Here is a 15,210-nt window from a genome sequence, read left to right on the forward strand (position 1 = left end):
CTGGGATTGCAGCAGAGTGTGGATCCTGGGTTTGTCGTATATATGAAAAACATGGAGGATTAGATAAATGGAACAGTATAAGCAGGAATTTATTGAATTTATGATTGACTGTAATGTCCTGAAATTTGGAGATTTTACTACGAAATCAGGAAGAAAGACACCATTTTTTGTAAATACAGGATTTTACCGTACCGGTGCGCAGCTTCGCAAGCTGGGACAGTATTATGCAAAAGCGATAGAAAGCAAATTCGGACTGGATTTTGATGTGCTGTTTGGACCGGCATACAAAGGAATTCCGCTTTCTGTAGCAGCAACTATGGAGATCAGTGAAATGTACGGAAAGGATATCCGTTACTGTTCCAACCGTAAGGAAGTGAAAGACCACGGAGATAAAGGAATTCTTCTTGGCAGCCCGATCCAGGATGGGGATAAGGTAGTGATCATTGAGGATGTTACGACTGCAGGAACATCCATTAAAGAAACACTTCCGATCATCAAAGCGCAGGGAGATGTAAATCCGATAGGTCTTGTGGTTTCTGTTGACCGTATGGAACGCGGCCAGGGAACAAAGAGTGCGCTCAAAGAGATCGAGGAAACCTACGGCCTTCAGACTACAGCTATTGTAACTATGGCGGAGGTTGTTGAGCATCTCTACAACAAAGAATACAAAGGCCGTGTTGTGATCGATGATAAGCTGAAAGCTGCCATTGATGCATATTATGACCAGTACGGCGCAGAATAATATTGTTATAAAAGGTCATAAAAGAGCGGCGGATTCCGAAGGTCCGCTTTTACTGGGAGGACGCAGCCTTATGAATGAAAAAATTTATAAAACTATGGCGAGCAGCGGGGCGGGAAGCCTTGCACTCGGTATTGTCGTTCTGGTGACGGGACTTGTCACAGGAATTCTGATGATCGTGAACGGTGCGAGACTGCTCAGAAGAAAATCAGAGATATTAATCTAATATGATCTGAAAAGCCGCACGTTGTTCCGTGTGGCTTTTCGGACTATTTAAGCAGGGGAGAATATTGGAAAAAGGGACAAAACGCAGAGTAAAAAAACTCGGGACAGCTTTTTTTGTATTGTATGTTCTTGTTCTTGTGTATCTTCTGTTCTTTTCCGAAGGATACGGAAGAGTGGCGGATGCAGAAAGAGAATACCGTTACAATCTTGTTCCGTTTGTGGAGATCAGGCGTTTCTGGACTTATCGAAAAATAGTGGGTACATTTGCGCTTTTCACAAATGTTTTTGGAAATGTGCTGGGATTTGTGCCATACGGATTTATTCTTCCGGTAATAACCGGAAAAATGCGAAATGGCTTTTTTATCATATTATCCGGCTTTTTTATCAGTCTGACGATAGAAGTGATCCAGCTGCTTACAAAAGTTGGCTGCTTTGATGTGGATGATATGATATTGAATACTCTGGGCGCAGCGCTTGGATATGGGATTTATGCAGTCTGCGACAGGATTAGGAGAAAAATTAATGGCAAGAAGATATAGATATGCATTTGCAAAAAAAAGAGAAGCTTCCAAGGGAAAATGGTCTGTAGGACTTGCGGCGGCTTCCCTCGTGCTGTTTATCGCGGCAGTTGTGCTTGCACTCTTTTTTGATGGAAAGCTCGGGGGCCTGATCGGCGGAACCGGGCTTTTTGCCATGCTGCTTTCTGCATATGGCTTTACACTGGGGCTTTCCAGCTTTTCGGAAGAAAACCGGAAACACAGGACGAGCATGGTCGGGTCTATTTTGAACGGAGTGATCCTGGTTATCTGGCTGGGACTTTTTTTATCGGGGGTATAACAGATGGATAAAAAAGAACGCTTAAAAAAACAGCTGGACTTTATTATGGAGATAGATAAAGTCAAGAATATTTTCCGACAGACATATCTTGCAGACGGAAAGCGGAAAGAGAATGATGCGGAGCATTCCTGGCATCTGGCGTTGATGGCGGTGCTTTTAAAGGAATATTCCAATGAGGAAGTGGATCTTTCGAAGGTGATTCCTATGGTACTGGCGCATGATCTGGTAGAAATCGATGCAGGTGATACCTATGCATATGATGAAAAAGGAGCGACAACCAAGGAATACAGGGAGAAGCAGGCAGCAGAACGGATCTATGGACTATTGCCGGAAGATCAGGGACAGTGGTTAAAAGCATTATGGGAGGAGTTTGAGGCTTACGAAACCCCGGAGGCGAAATTTGCCCATGTGCTAGATAATTGTCAGCCATTGTTTCTAAATGATGCTTCCAACGGAAAAAGCTGGGAAGAGCATCAGGTGAAGAAAAGTCAGATTTATAAGAGAAACCGGAAAACAGGAGAGGGTTCTGAAGTGATCTGGGAATATATGAAAGAACTCGTTGACAAACACATTGCCCTGGGGCATGTGATCGATGATGAAAAAGATGGGAGATGAAGTCTTGGAAGAATGCATGAAAGAACGTTATGGACTTGCGAAGGAACGGATCCGTGAGATCATAACAGAAGAAACCGTAAAAAAACCGTTTGGAGATTTTTTCAGAAACAGGGCAAAGTTTCTTTCCATGGCAGCAGATGTGATGGATGAGAGCGCAGCAGAGCTTACGATGGAGGTGTTGAAAGAGAGAAATCATTGCTTTTATCAGGATATCCTCCCGGAAAATTATGAAAGCAGCTATGGAAATCCGGCGTATGCAGTACAGCAGATGGGAGAATATGGAAAAGCCTTCAGTTTTCTGTATGCAGAGATCGCAGGAACTGTAGCTTATGCTCATGAGAAAAGGCTGTGGGATATGACTGTATCCATGGAACTGTTTCTGGAAGTATATTCTGCATTTTGTGAGGAAGAACTTCCGGAGGCGGCAACAGTGGAGGGGATTCTCCGTTCCTATGTAAATGATTACTGCCAGGATATGATGGAGCAGAGGATACGGGAAGGTGTAGATCCGGAGCTTGACTTTGCAGCAGATATCATCATGAATTCGGATCTTTCGGATCTGAGATATCTGTATCGCTATGGCGAGTTTGTTTCAGAGAATGAAACAGGAGTTGCAGAGTTTCTGAACTCCCTTTCTCAGGAAGAGATCGATAAGATGGCTTCTACCTATACAGAAGGCTATCGGATCGGATTTATCACCGGACGGAAGGATATCACAAAAAAGAAAACAGTAAATATCCGATATAGTCTTGGTTTTGAACGGATGGTAAAAGCAGCGATCCTCCAGTTTGAAAAAATGGGTCTGAAGCCGGTGATCTATCGCCATGCAACGCATGTGGTAAATAAGAGAGGCGCCGTGAGAGTAGGCTATACAGGCGGCGTTGCCAATCCGCAGTACGATTACGATCATCGTCAGGACAGTGCATTGTTCCTGGATGGGGATTTTGTTCAGCGAAAACTTCGTGCTATGCAGACCTCCTATGAGAAGTACAGAGAACTGGCAGAAGTACATGGCGGTCCGGCCTGCATTGATACATTTGGAGAAAATCCTTTCTCTCCGATAAGTAAACCGGAAGCTTATGCATTAAGCGAGACACAGCAGAAGCTTCAGACAGAACTTGACAATGAATCCGGACAGATCGTAAACCGATACATCAAAGGTGATGAGAGAAGTTTTACGATCATTGCATATCCGGTTCCTGAGATTGGTGGAAATTATGAGGAAATTTTCCGTGAGATCGTAAAGATCAATACATTGGATTACCATCTCTATCAGGAAATCCAGCAGACGATCATCAATACCCTGGATACCTGTGAGTGGGTGGAAGTCAAAGGACGTGGAGACAATGAGACGGATCTTCTGATTCATCTTCATGAACTGACAGATCCGAAGAAACAGACGAATTTTGAGAACTGTGTGGCAGATGTGAACATTCCGGTGGGCGAAGTCTTTACATCTCCGCAGCTGGCAGGCACAGGCGGAATCCTTCATGTGAAAAAAGTATATCTGAACGGTCTTCAGTTCCGGGATCTGAAGCTGGTATTTGACTGCGGCCAGGTTATTGATTACACCTGCTCGAATTTTAAAACCGAAGAAGAGAACCGGAAATATATTGAAGATAATATCCTCCACCACCATCCGAAGATCCCCATGGGAGAGTTTGCCATCGGTACAAATACCACAGCTTATGTGGCGGCGCTGAAATACGGAATTGCGGATAAGTTTCCGATCCTGATCGCAGAAAAAATGGGACCGCATTTTGCTGTGGGCGATACCTGTTACAGCTGGGCAGAGGATACACCGGTATATAATCCGGATGGAAAAGAAATCATCGCCAGGGATAATGAGATTTCCGAGATGCGAAAGGATGACGTAAGCCTTGCTTATTATGGCTGTCATACAGATATTACGATACCTTATGATGAGCTTGGAAGTATCCGGGTGATCGATGATGAGGGAGAAATGATCTCCATTATCGAAAACGGAAGGTTTGTTCTTCCCGGAACAGAGGAATTGAACCGTCCTTTTGAGAATCTTCCATTAAATAATAATATAAGTTAATTAGTAAATTTACAGTTTTTCCGATCGTATTGACAGAAAGTGAGAATATACGTAGAATAACCATAACAATAGTCAAAGGACACAGGCTAATATTCAGTTAGTGTACCATGAAAGGAGAACACAATGGCAAAAGTAGGAATTGTAATGGGTAGTGATTCAGATATGCCGGTTATGAGCAAAGCAGCAGATATCCTGGAGAAACTGGGGATTGATTATGAAATGAAGATCATTTCCGCACACAGAGAACCGGATGTATTTTTCGAGTATGCAAAGACAGCAGAAGAAAAAGGCTTCAAAGTTATCATCGCAGGCGCAGGAATGGCAGCTCATCTTCCGGGAATGTGCGCAGCGATCTTTCCGATGCCGGTGATCGGTATTCCGATGCATACAACCTCTCTGGGAGGAAGAGATTCCCTTTACTCAATCGTACAGATGCCAAGCGGTATCCCGGTTGCTACAGTAGCGATCAATGGTGGCGCCAATGCGGGACTTCTTGCTGCCAAGATCCTTGCAACTTCCGATGCAGAGCTTCTTTCCAGACTGAAAGCCTACAGTCAGGATCTGAAGGAGCAGGTTGAGAAGAAAGACGCAAGGCTTCAGGAAGTTGGATACAAAAATTACTAAATAAATCTTTTACCATAAAATAAAAAGGTGTTGTCATAAGGAGGACATTATGGATTACAAGACTTCAGGCGTAGATATTGAGGCAGGATACAAATCAGTAGAGCTGATGAAAAAGCACATTGCCAAGACAATGAGACCGGAGGTACTTGGAGGAATCGGTGGATTCTCAGGTGCATTTTCCATGGAGAAATTCAAAGATATGGAAGAGCCTACTCTGGTTTCCGGAACAGACGGATGTGGAACCAAGGTTAAGGTAGCCATGGTTATGGACAAGCATGATACCATCGGAATCGATGCTGTAGCCATGTGTGTAAATGATATTGCATGTGCAGGCGGCGAGCCATTGTTTTTCCTGGACTACATTGCCTGCGGCAAAAATTATCCGGAAAAGATCGCAGAGATCGTAAAAGGTGTTGCAGAGGGCTGTGTACAGTCTGAGGCAGCTCTGATCGGTGGTGAGACAGCAGAGCATCCTGGACTTATGCCGGAAGATGAGTACGACCTTGCCGGATTTGCAGTAGGAGTCGTTGACAAAAAAGATCTTCTTACAGGAGAGGCCCTGAAACCAGGAGATGTCCTGATCGGTATGGCTTCCACAGGAGTTCACAGTAATGGATTTTCTCTTGTACGTAAAGTATTTGACATGACAAAAGAGTCTCTGGATACTTATTATGAAGAGCTTGGAACAACTCTGGGAGAGGCACTGATCGCACCGACCAGAATCTATGTAAAAGCGCTGAAGAGCATCCGAGAGTCTGGCGTGAAGATCCATGCATGCAGCCATATCACAGGGGGTGGATTCTATGAGAATATCCCACGTATGCTGAAAGAGGGAACCAGAGCTGTTGTCAAAAAAGACAGCTATCCGGTACTTCCGATCTTCAAGCTCCTTGCTGAAAAAGGAAATATTGATGAGCATATGATGTATAATACATATAATATGGGTCTTGGAATGATCCTGGCAGTAGATCCTGCAGATGTTGACAAAACAATGGAAGCTATCCGCAAAACCGGCGATAAGCCATATGTGGTAGGATCCATTGAAGAGGGAGAAAAGGGAGTGACCTTATGTTAAAGATCGGTGTTCTTGTTTCCGGTGGGGGAACGAATCTTCAGGCGATCCTGGATGCTATTGATGCAGGAGGGATCACAAATGCAAAAGTGGATATTGTGATCAGTAATAATGCCTCCGCTTATGCTCTGGAAAGAGCCAGAAAGCACGATATAGAGGCGGTATGCATCGCACCGAAAGACTATCCGGACCGAGAAGCTTTCCATAAAGCATTACTGGCGAAGCTTCAGGAAAAAGAGGTGGATCTGATCGTTCTTGCAGGATATCTGGTTGCAATCCCTCCGATGATGGTGGAAGCGTATCCCAACAAGATCATCAATATCCATCCATCTCTGATCCCGTCTTTCTGCGGAAAAGGTTTTTATGGACTTAAGGTCCATGATGCAGTTCTTGCAAGAGGAGTGAAAGTAACAGGCGCTACGGTTCATTTCGTAGATGCCGGAACGGATACAGGTCCGATCATCCTTCAGAAGGCAGTAAAGGTAAAAGACGGAGATACATCCAAGGAGCTTCAGAGACGTGTAATGGAAAAAGCAGAGTGGAAGATCCTTCCGGAAGCAATCAATCTTATCGCCAATGACAAAATCACAGTGACAGATGGAATTGTTTCTTTAAAGTAATCAGCAGACAGATGAAACAAAGGAGTAAACAGATGAAAGTATTAATCGTAGGAAGCGGCGGAAGAGAACATGCAATTGCATGGAGTGTTGCAAAAAGCCCGAAAGTTGACAAGATCTACTGTGCACCTGGAAATGCAGGAATCGCAGAGTATGCGGAATGTGCAGATATCGGAGCAATGGAATTTGAAAAACTGGCAGCCTTTGCCAAAGAAAAAGAGATCGATCTTACTATCGTGGGAATGGATGATCCTCTTGTGGGCGGAATCGTAGATGTATTTGAGGCAGAGGGACTGCGTGTGTTCGGACCGCGCAAAAATGCTGCTATTCTGGAAGGCTCCAAGGCTTTTTCCAAGGATCTTATGAAAAAATACGACATTCCTACAGCTGCTTATGAGAATTTTGATGATCCGGAAAAAGCTCTGGAATATTTAAGGACCGAGGCAAAATTCCCGATCGTTTTGAAGGCAGATGGCCTTGCTCTTGGAAAAGGTGTTCTGATCTGCCAGGATCTTGCAGAGGCAGAAGCTGGCGTAAAAGAGATCATGGAAGACAAAAAATTCGGAAATGCCGGAAATACCATGGTAATTGAAGAATTTATGACTGGCCGTGAGGTTTCCGTACTTTCTTTTGTAGATGGAAAGACGATCCGTATCATGACATCCGCACAGGATCACAAGCGTGCGAAGGATGGGGATCAGGGACTGAATACAGGCGGAATGGGAACATTTTCTCCAAGTCCGTTCTATACTCCGGAAGTAGATGAATTCTGTAAGAAATATGTTTATCAGAAAACAGTAGATGCCATGGCAGCAGAGGGACGTCCGTTTAAGGGAATCATTTTCTTCGGACTGATGCTTACTGCAGATGGCCCGAAGGTTCTGGAATATAATGCAAGATTTGGGGATCCGGAGGCACAGGTTGTTCTTCCGCGTATGGAGAATGATATCATTGAAGTAATGGAAGCCTGTGTAGACGGCAAACTTGATCAGATCGATCTGAAATTTGAGGACAATGCAGCAGTTTGTGTTGTTCTTGCAAGTGATGGATATCCGGTAAAATACGAAAAAGGTATCCCGATCCATGGATTTGAGAATTTTAAGGACAAAGACGGATACTACTGTTTCCATGCGGGAACCAAATTTAAAGATGGAGAGATCGTTACAAACGGTGGGCGTGTTCTTGGCATCACTGCCAAAGGAGAGACATTAAAAGAAGCCAGAAAGAATGCATATGCTGCTACAGAGTGGATCAGCTTTGCAAATAAGTATATGCGTCACGATATCGGAAAAGCTATCGACGAGGCTTAAGTTGGTCATTTTTCACAGGCACAGCTTGACGAAAACAGGGATTTCATTGTACAATAGTAACAACTATGAAACACAGTGAGTAGTTACGAACATGAAAAGCTGGATGCTGACAGGGCACAACAGGAACCAACCATTTTCCTTGATGAGGTGTCGCATCCAAGTGATGAGGCAGAGAGGACAGAAAAATGGGAATCAGTGTAGAAGAAGCAATCCATGAGCTCAGAAACAGGGAGGAAGTATTTGTTGCATATTCACAGGCAACCAGACTTCCATATGTGACCTGTGATGAAGAAACATTTAATGACCAGGCAAGGATTTTTGCCACAGAAGAAGAGATCAAAGAATATGGTAAACAGCTCCTTGAGGATAAGATCCTTCTTATGGGCATGAAATATGAGAAAAAAGACTATCCAAGACTGTATGGTACGCTGTACGCGATCGGAGTGAACAGTGTGATCTGGATCGACGGAGAAGAGAAGATCGAGATTGAGATCGGAAAGATCGCAAACCAGAGAGATATGAGTAAGATCGAGCCGTCAAAGAGACCGCTTCTGAACCCGTCTCTTGAACTTTCCGGAATCTATTTTATGCAGGAATTGCGTCGCCCGGTAAAACAGGAAGAGCATAAGAATATCCGTGAGTTGGAAGAAGAGCTGATAGCAAACCTGCGTAAGGCAGAATTCCTGATCGCGATCAATGCAGAGCAGGAAGAAGATGGAAAGCTCCATATTCCGTATCTGAAAAATAAAGAGGATAAGATCATGCAGCCTGTGTTTACAGATGTTATGGAATTTGAGAAATTTGGAAGAGGTAAGAATCTCCGTGTTGCGAAAGTGACTATAGACAAACTTCCGAGCCTGATGATTCCGCAGGCAAACGCTTATGTGGTAAATCCAATGGGATTTAATCTGGTTCTTAACAAAGAACAGATAGAGAAGATTGCAGGGATCAGTAAATAAAAACAAAAATCACAGCAGGCTGCCAGGATGAAACTGTGCAGCCTTTTGCTGTTGTAGAGGAGAGATTACCCTATGGTGATAGAAATCGATTTTAACAGTGATGAGGCAATCTATATGCAGATCACCAATCAGATCATAATGGGGATCGCTACATCAAGGCTTCATGAAGGGGATACTCTGCCTTCTGTACGGCAGCTTGCAAGCATTGCAGGAATCAATATGCATACTGTGAATAAGGCATATGCGCTGCTTCGTCAGGAAGGCTTTGTGACTATTGACAGGCGAAAGGGAGCGGTGATCTCCATAGATGCAGATAAGGTCAGAGCACTGGAAGAAATGAAACAGAATCTGACAGTAGCAATGGCATGGGGATGCTGTAAAAATGTAACAAGAGAAGAAGTCCATCAGCTGGTGGACGAGATTTTTGACGAGTATGACACAGACAGATAGGAGGAGACATCATGCAGGAACGATATACAAAACAGGCAGAGAATGTTCTTGCTCTGGCAAAAGAGGCAGCCAGCTCCTGCGGACATAGTTATATCGGCACGGAGCATCTGCTGGTCGGGCTTGTAGAAGAAAAGGAGGGCACAGCAGGAAGAGTTCTGGAGGAGTTTGGGATCCAGGCTGATAAAGCGATGGCTCTGATCGATAAACTGATCGCACCGCCGGGAAATACGGCTGTTTCACAGAAACCGGGATTCAGTCCGAGAACCAGAAGAGTTCTTGAGGGCGCATATGCAGAAGCAGAATCCATGCGTTTTGAGGAAGTCGGGACAGAACATATTCTGCTGGCAATGTTGAAAGAAACAGACTGTGTGGGTACCAGACTGCTGTACACAATGGGTGCCAATATCCAGAAGCTTTATGCGGCAGTGCTGACAGCTATGGGAATGGACAGCGATGCCATTGCGGAAGAATTCCAGGCTGTAAAAGCTTCAAAGGGAAGAAACAGCAGTGTAACACCAACTCTGGATCAGTATAGCCGAGATCTGACGGCCATGGCAGAAGAAGGTAAGCTGGATCCTGTAGTGGGAAGGGATAAAGAGATTGCCAGACTGATCCAGATCCTGAGCAGAAGAACAAAGAACAATCCCTGCCTGACTGGAGAGCCGGGAGTAGGAAAAACGGCTATTGTAGAGGGACTTGCACAGCGGATCGTCACAGGAATGGTACCGGATACTGTGAAGGATAAGCGGGTTGTAGTTCTGGATCTTTCCGGAATGGTCGCAGGAAGTAAATATCGCGGTGAGTTTGAAGAACGTATCCGAAATGTGATCGATGAGGTAAGCGAACAGCAGGGAATATTGCTCTTTATTGATGAGATCCATACGATCATCGGAGCAGGTGGAGCGGAAGGTGCACTGGATGCTTCCAATATCCTGAAACCGTCTCTTTCCCGTGGAGAGATCCAGCTGATCGGAGCAACGACACTGGAAGAATATCGGAAATACATTGAAAAGGATGCAGCGCTTGAACGGCGTTTTCAGCCTATCATCGTGGAAGAACCTACAGAAGAGGAGGCTGTTGAAATCCTGAAGGGGCTGCGCCCATATTATGAAAAACATCATGGTGTAGAGATTCTGGATGAGGCCCTTGAGGCGGCTGTAAAAATGTCCGTTCGTTATATCAATGACCGGTTTCTTCCGGATAAAGCCATTGACATTATTGATGAGGCAGCGTCGAAAGTACAACTGGCGGGATATCGTCCGTCTCCGAAAGCAGAAGCACTGGAAAGAGAGATCCACGATATTCTGAAACAAAAAGAACAGGCAGTCATAAATGCAGATCTTGAAGGTGCAAAAGCAGCACAGGCAAAGCAGAATGAGGCGGAAGCAGAATTGGAAAAGATCCGAAGAAAGGCGGAGCGGAAAAATCGGAAAAATCCACTTACAGTTGATGAAGAGGCAGTTGCCGGTATTGTGTCTGACTGGACAAAAATACCTGTACAGCGTCTGACAGAGGGGGAATCCCGTAGGCTTGCAAATTTGGAAAAGGTTCTGAAAAAACGTGTGATCGGACAGGATGAGGCAGTTTCTGCAGTTGCCCGTGCGGTAAAAAGGGGAAGAGTAGGATTAAAGGATCCCGCAAGGCCTATAGGTTCTTTCTTATTCCTGGGACCTACCGGAGTGGGAAAAACGGAGCTTTCCAAAGCGCTGGCGGAAGCTGTATTTGGAAGTGAGCAGGCAATGATCCGTGTAGATATGTCCGAATATATGGAAAAACATAGTGTTTCTAAAATGATCGGATCGCCGCCCGGATATGTAGGCTATGAAGAAGGTGGACAGCTCAGCGAAAAAGTGCGCAGAAATCCATACAGTGTCATTCTTTTTGACGAGATTGAAAAGGCTCATCCGGATGTGTTTAATATTCTTCTGCAGGTACTTGATGATGGTCATATTACAGATGCTCAAGGCAGAAAAGTGGATTTTAAGCAGACGATCATTATCATGACTTCCAACGCAGGTGCGCAGATGATCATGGAACCGAAACATCTTGGATTTATGTCCGGAGATACGGAAAAGCGTGATTATGAACGGATGAAGTCCGGAGTGATGGAAGAAGTGCGGCGGATGTTTAAACCGGAATTTCTGAACCGGATCGATGAGATCATGGTATTCCATTCTCTGAATAAAGAAAATATCAGGAAGATCGTTACTATTCTTTTGAAAAACCTGGAAAAACGCTGTCAGGAACAGCTGGATATCATACTGAAAGTTACCGGAGCAGCTAAAGATCTTATCGCAGATGCAGGCTTTGACAGTAAATACGGTGCAAGACCGTTGCGTCGTGCGATCCAGACAAAGATTGAGGATGAGATGGCAACAGAAATCCTTGAAGGTCGGATCAAAGCCGGTGATGCCGTACAGGTGAAGGTCAAAGACAAGAAAATCTGCTTTGAAGTAAAAGATGCGGAGAAAGCGTAAGAATTTTATTACTTTCTATAGCCAAAAAAACAGAAATAAGTTATAATTAACAAAATTAAAACTATACAACGAAAGATTTCAGGAGGACATAAGATCATGGCAGTGGTACAGGAATTGATCCGCACAGAAGATAATGGGACTATCAGTTTTGGAGATTATGAATTAAATCAGAAATCCAAATTGTCGGATTATCAGTATCAGGGAGATATGTATAAAGTAAAAACATATAAGGAGATCACCAAACTTGAGCGTAATGGAATGTTCGTATATGAGTCTGTTCCGGGAACCAGTGTGTTCCATCTTCAGCAGGATGGAACAGCAATGAGTTTTGAGGTTCAGGGCTTTGAGGATTCTCAGATTACTGTTGAACTTGAAGCTGAGACAGAGTATCAGGTATTTATTGATGATGTAAGTACAGGTACAATGACCACAAACCTGGGCGGCAAGCTTTCTTTCAGTGTTGAACTGGATGCGAACACCAAAGCAGAAGTTAAAATTGTAAAATGCTAAAAAATAAAAAAACGGTTTATTTCTGTCAGGAATGCGGGTATGAATCAGCCAAGTGGATGGGGCAGTGCCCGGCATGCAAGGCATGGAATACTTTTGTGGAGGAAACGGTTTCTTCCAAAAAATCTTCCTCAGGGAGTATTAAAACTACACAAAAGAAAACGGAGCCTGTAGTTCTGAAAGATATCAGTCTTTCTTCAGATGAACGTCAGAGCTGCGGAATCGGTGAACTTGACAGGGTGCTGGGAGGCGGAATCGTCCCCGGCTCCCTTGTTTTGGTAGGTGGAGATCCTGGTATTGGCAAGTCTACATTGTTGTTGCAGGTGTGCAGAAATTTATCTTCACAGGGGATTTCTGTTTTGTATATTTCTGGTGAGGAGTCTCTCAGACAGATCAAGCTCCGGGCAGATCGGCTTGGAACGTTTAATGATAAATTGAAACTGCTCTGTGAGACGAATCTTGAAAATATCCGGGAGATCATTGAGCGGACGAAACCAGATGTAGCTGTTGTGGATTCTATCCAGACGATGTTTCATGAAGATATTTCGTCTGCACCGGGAAGTGTTTCTCAGGTGAGGGAATCTACCAATGTACTGATGCAGATCGCTAAGGGTATGGGTGTGTCCATTTTTATCGTGGGTCATGTGACCAAGGAGGGAAATGTGGCAGGTCCTCGTGTACTGGAGCATATGGTAGATACTGTGCTTTACTTTGAGGGAGACAGGCATGCTTCTTACCGGATCCTGCGTGCGGTGAAAAATCGTTTTGGTTCTACCAATGAAATTGGTGTTTTTGAGATGCAGAATTCCGGACTTGAAGAAGTGAAGAATCCTTCTGAGTTCCTTTTGAATGGAAGACCGGAGAATGCTTCGGGGTCTGTTGTTGCATGTTCTATGGAGGGGACGAGACCGATTTTGGTGGAGATCCAGGCTCTGGTGTGTCAGAGTAATTTTGGAATTCCGAGAAGAACAGCAGTTGGTACGGATTTTAATCGTGTGAATCTTTTGATGGCGGTTCTGGAGAAGAAGGCGGGAGTTCATCTTGCTGCTTCGGATGCTTATGTGAATATTGCGGGTGGCATGAAGATGACAGAGCCGGCGATCGATCTGGGGATTTGTCTTGCTATTATTTCCAGTGCGAAGGAGATCGTGATCCCGGATTCTGTGATGGCGTTTGGTGAAATTGGTCTGAGTGGCGAGGTTCGTGCAGTGAGTATGGCCGGACAGCGTGTGCAGGAAGCGAAAAAGCTTGGGTTTGAGACGGTGATACTTCCTGAGGTGAACCGGACGGCTACAGAGAGTATTAAAGGAATTAAATTGGTTTATGTGGCTGGGATCCGGGATGCGATTTCTTTTATCAGAGGGTTGTGAGTTTCCGGCAGGTTATTTTGAATAGGATCATGTGGTCAGCCGCTGTATGGTTTGTACGGCGGCTGTGTTTGGGTTAATAGATAAAAAAACATAGATGATAGTAAGGGAAAGGCTGGTGTTGGTTATGGGTATTGGTAATATTGGAAATATTGGAAATATGATGAAGGTTATGAATGCATGGAATACATTTAAACAGAATCATCCGAAGTTTCCGGCATTTTGTAGTGCGGTTTCCCGGCGGGGGATTCGTGAGGGGAGTATTCTTGAGGTGACGTATATTAGCCCTGAGGGTGAGAAGCTGACTACGAATATTAAAGTGCAGGCCAGCGATCTTGAGTTGCTGAGAGAACTTTCTGGTGGTAATTGAGTTGAGCGGATAGCGAATGTTGATTATATATTGTATAGGTCTGTTTGACGGGTGTTTTGGTTTCGGTGTCTGGCAGTGTTGGAACTGCCGGGTGCCGTTTTTTTTGTTGGGATGGAGAGGGACGCCAGAGGAAGGTGGCATCGCTCCGGGGAGTGGATGCAGGCGGGGGTGTTTTTGCGGTTTTGTGGGGTGGATGGAGAGGGACGCCAGAGAAAGGTGGCATCGGTCCGGGGGTGGATGCAGGCGGGGATGTTTTTGAGATTTTGAGAGGTGGATGTGGTTGAGGGACGCCAGAGGGAGGTGGCATCGCTCCGGGCAGGGACTCCGTCGGGGGATACTACTAGGGCTCCGTGAGACGGCTAAAAGCATTGTGGCAGGGCCAGAACTCGCCTCCGGCTCAGACAGCAGGCCCTGCCGCAATAACGCCGTCTCCCGCAGCCCAAGTAGTAATCACCCCTCCTCCGCAGCAGCCCGGCCCGATGCCACCTTCCTCTGGATGACTCTTCCAACCGACAGGAAAAAACATGCGGGGGATGGAAGCGGACTGGGCGTCCTGTCCTGAAATGTCAGACTGGTACAGAATATTCCTATAAGTATCGAAGAATACAGAAACGGGATCGGCCCAGCGTATCACCATAAATATCGAAGAATACAGGGACCAGATCGGCCCAGCGTATCACCATAAATATCGAAGAATACAGGGCCAGATCGGCCCAGCGTATCACCATAAATATCGAAGAATACAGGGCCAGATCGGCCCAGCGTACCACCATAAATATCGAAGAATACAGGGATCAGATCGGCCCAGCGTACCACTATAAGTACCGAAGAATACAGAAACCAGATCGGCCCAACGTTCCATTCTGAGTACCGCAGCATACAGACAAAAGTCAACAACGCAGCACACACAACAACGCAGAACTCCTTCCGTGCCCAAGAGGGTGGGGGTGCAGGGGGAGGGCCTTCGGGCTACGGAACT

Annotated in this window: 17 protein-coding genes; all 17 read left to right on the forward strand. The window is 45.2% G+C overall.

All coding sequences use genetic code 11. The features are described from left to right. The first annotated feature begins 67 nt into the window (after positions 1-67). The 17 genes from pyrE to NE638_RS06595 all read left to right on the forward strand — a co-directional run bounded on the left by pyrE (position 68) and on the right by NE638_RS06595 (position 14,515). Positions 68-742, forward strand: a complete 675-nt coding sequence (gene pyrE / locus NE638_RS06515) for an orotate phosphoribosyltransferase (protein ID WP_015525899.1) — start codon at positions 68-70, stop codon at positions 740-742. A gap of 70 nt (positions 743-812) precedes the next feature. Next, the gene (locus NE638_RS06520) at positions 813-965 is read left to right on the forward strand and encodes a hypothetical protein (RefSeq protein ID WP_022426215.1); all 153 of its coding nucleotides are present in this window, start codon (positions 813-815) and stop codon (positions 963-965) included. Between the two features lie 64 nt (positions 966-1,029). Beyond that, entirely contained in the window at positions 1,030-1,503 is a 474-nt protein-coding gene (locus NE638_RS06525) for a VanZ family protein (protein ID WP_022426214.1), read from the forward strand. Continuing rightward, entirely contained in the window at positions 1,487-1,801 is a 315-nt protein-coding gene (locus NE638_RS06530; RefSeq protein WP_015525901.1) for a hypothetical protein, read from the forward strand. The genes NE638_RS06525 and NE638_RS06530 overlap by 17 nt, the downstream gene beginning before the upstream one ends. A gap of 3 nt (positions 1,802-1,804) precedes the next feature. Beyond that, a complete protein-coding gene (locus NE638_RS06535) occupies positions 1,805-2,416 on the forward strand; it encodes an HD domain-containing protein (protein WP_021650961.1) in 612 nt (203 codons plus the stop codon). Further along, positions 2,397-4,478, forward strand: a complete 2,082-nt coding sequence (locus NE638_RS06540) for an aminopeptidase (RefSeq protein WP_412378661.1) — start codon at positions 2,397-2,399, stop codon at positions 4,476-4,478. The genes NE638_RS06535 and NE638_RS06540 overlap by 20 nt, the downstream gene beginning before the upstream one ends. 123 nt (positions 4,479-4,601) lie before the next feature. Continuing rightward, positions 4,602-5,102 (forward strand): 5-(carboxyamino)imidazole ribonucleotide mutase, encoded by a 501-nt coding sequence (gene purE / locus NE638_RS06545; protein ID WP_015525905.1) that lies wholly within the window; start codon positions 4,602-4,604, stop codon positions 5,100-5,102. 49 nt (positions 5,103-5,151) lie between these two features. After that, on the forward strand, positions 5,152-6,177 hold the full coding sequence (gene purM / locus NE638_RS06550; protein WP_015525906.1) for a phosphoribosylformylglycinamidine cyclo-ligase: 1,026 nt from the start codon (positions 5,152-5,154) through the stop codon (positions 6,175-6,177). Further along, positions 6,171-6,794: a phosphoribosylglycinamide formyltransferase gene (purN, locus tag NE638_RS06555; protein WP_022426210.1), complete on the forward strand. Its 624-nt coding sequence runs from the start codon at positions 6,171-6,173 to the stop codon at positions 6,792-6,794. Before purM ends, purN begins: the two co-directional genes overlap by 7 nt. Before the next feature lie 32 nt (positions 6,795-6,826). Further along, positions 6,827-8,101 (forward strand): phosphoribosylamine--glycine ligase, encoded by a 1,275-nt coding sequence (purD, locus tag NE638_RS06560; protein WP_173745927.1) that lies wholly within the window; start codon positions 6,827-6,829, stop codon positions 8,099-8,101. 185 nt (positions 8,102-8,286) lie between these two features. Then, entirely contained in the window at positions 8,287-9,060 is a 774-nt protein-coding gene (locus NE638_RS06565; protein WP_015525910.1) for an SseB family protein, read from the forward strand. A 72-nt stretch (positions 9,061-9,132) separates the two neighbouring features. Continuing rightward, positions 9,133-9,510, forward strand: a complete 378-nt coding sequence (locus tag NE638_RS06570; protein WP_015525911.1) for a GntR family transcriptional regulator — start codon at positions 9,133-9,135, stop codon at positions 9,508-9,510. Positions 9,511-9,521: 11 nt separating this feature from the next. Further along, a complete protein-coding gene (locus NE638_RS06575; RefSeq protein ID WP_147603667.1) occupies positions 9,522-11,987 on the forward strand; it encodes an ATP-dependent Clp protease ATP-binding subunit in 2,466 nt (821 codons plus the stop codon). 96 nt (positions 11,988-12,083) lie between these two features. Further along, the gene (locus NE638_RS06580; RefSeq protein ID WP_015525913.1) at positions 12,084-12,497 is read left to right on the forward strand and encodes a hypothetical protein; all 414 of its coding nucleotides are present in this window, start codon (positions 12,084-12,086) and stop codon (positions 12,495-12,497) included. Continuing rightward, on the forward strand, positions 12,491-13,864 hold the full coding sequence (gene radA / locus NE638_RS06585; RefSeq protein WP_021650957.1) for a DNA repair protein RadA: 1,374 nt from the start codon (positions 12,491-12,493) through the stop codon (positions 13,862-13,864). The genes NE638_RS06580 and radA overlap by 7 nt, the downstream gene beginning before the upstream one ends. Before the next feature lie 124 nt (positions 13,865-13,988). Further along, complete coding sequence (locus tag NE638_RS06590; RefSeq protein WP_015525915.1) at positions 13,989-14,231, forward strand: hypothetical protein; 243 nt, start codon at positions 13,989-13,991, stop codon at positions 14,229-14,231. 65 nt (positions 14,232-14,296) lie between these two features. After that, positions 14,297-14,515 (forward strand): hypothetical protein, encoded by a 219-nt coding sequence (locus NE638_RS06595; protein ID WP_173745928.1) that lies wholly within the window; start codon positions 14,297-14,299, stop codon positions 14,513-14,515. Positions 14,516-15,210 lie beyond the last annotated feature (695 nt).

It is taken from the genome of Blautia sp. MSK.18.38, from assembly GCF_024460535.1.
Classification (GTDB): Bacteria; Bacillota; Clostridia; order Lachnospirales; family Lachnospiraceae; genus Blautia_A; species Blautia_A fusiformis.

What these genes read in the sequence shown, in the direction of transcription:
- pyrE (WP_015525899.1), top strand. Translation starts at nt 68, where the DNA reads ATGGAACAGTATAAGCAGGAATTTATTGAATTTATGATTGACTGTAAT.
- NE638_RS06520 (WP_022426215.1), top strand. Translation starts at nt 813, where the DNA reads ATGAATGAAAAAATTTATAAAACTATGGCGAGCAGCGGGGCGGGAAGC.
- NE638_RS06530 (WP_015525901.1), top strand. Translation starts at nt 1,487, where the DNA reads ATGGCAAGAAGATATAGATATGCATTTGCAAAAAAAAGAGAAGCTTCC.
- NE638_RS06535 (WP_021650961.1), top strand. Translation starts at nt 1,805, where the DNA reads ATGGATAAAAAAGAACGCTTAAAAAAACAGCTGGACTTTATTATGGAG.
- NE638_RS06540 (WP_412378661.1), top strand. Translation starts at nt 2,397, where the DNA reads ATGAAAAAGATGGGAGATGAAGTCTTGGAAGAATGCATGAAAGAACGT.
- purE (WP_015525905.1), top strand. Translation starts at nt 4,602, where the DNA reads ATGGCAAAAGTAGGAATTGTAATGGGTAGTGATTCAGATATGCCGGTT.
- purM (WP_015525906.1), top strand. Translation starts at nt 5,152, where the DNA reads ATGGATTACAAGACTTCAGGCGTAGATATTGAGGCAGGATACAAATCA.
- purN (WP_022426210.1), top strand. Translation starts at nt 6,171, where the DNA reads ATGTTAAAGATCGGTGTTCTTGTTTCCGGTGGGGGAACGAATCTTCAG.
- purD (WP_173745927.1), top strand. Translation starts at nt 6,827, where the DNA reads ATGAAAGTATTAATCGTAGGAAGCGGCGGAAGAGAACATGCAATTGCA.
- NE638_RS06565 (WP_015525910.1), top strand. Translation starts at nt 8,287, where the DNA reads ATGGGAATCAGTGTAGAAGAAGCAATCCATGAGCTCAGAAACAGGGAG.
- NE638_RS06570 (WP_015525911.1), top strand. Translation starts at nt 9,133, where the DNA reads ATGGTGATAGAAATCGATTTTAACAGTGATGAGGCAATCTATATGCAG.
- NE638_RS06575 (WP_147603667.1), top strand. Translation starts at nt 9,522, where the DNA reads ATGCAGGAACGATATACAAAACAGGCAGAGAATGTTCTTGCTCTGGCA.
- NE638_RS06580 (WP_015525913.1), top strand. Translation starts at nt 12,084, where the DNA reads ATGGCAGTGGTACAGGAATTGATCCGCACAGAAGATAATGGGACTATC.
- radA (WP_021650957.1), top strand. Translation starts at nt 12,491, where the DNA reads ATGCTAAAAAATAAAAAAACGGTTTATTTCTGTCAGGAATGCGGGTAT.
- NE638_RS06590 (WP_015525915.1), top strand. Translation starts at nt 13,989, where the DNA reads ATGGGTATTGGTAATATTGGAAATATTGGAAATATGATGAAGGTTATG.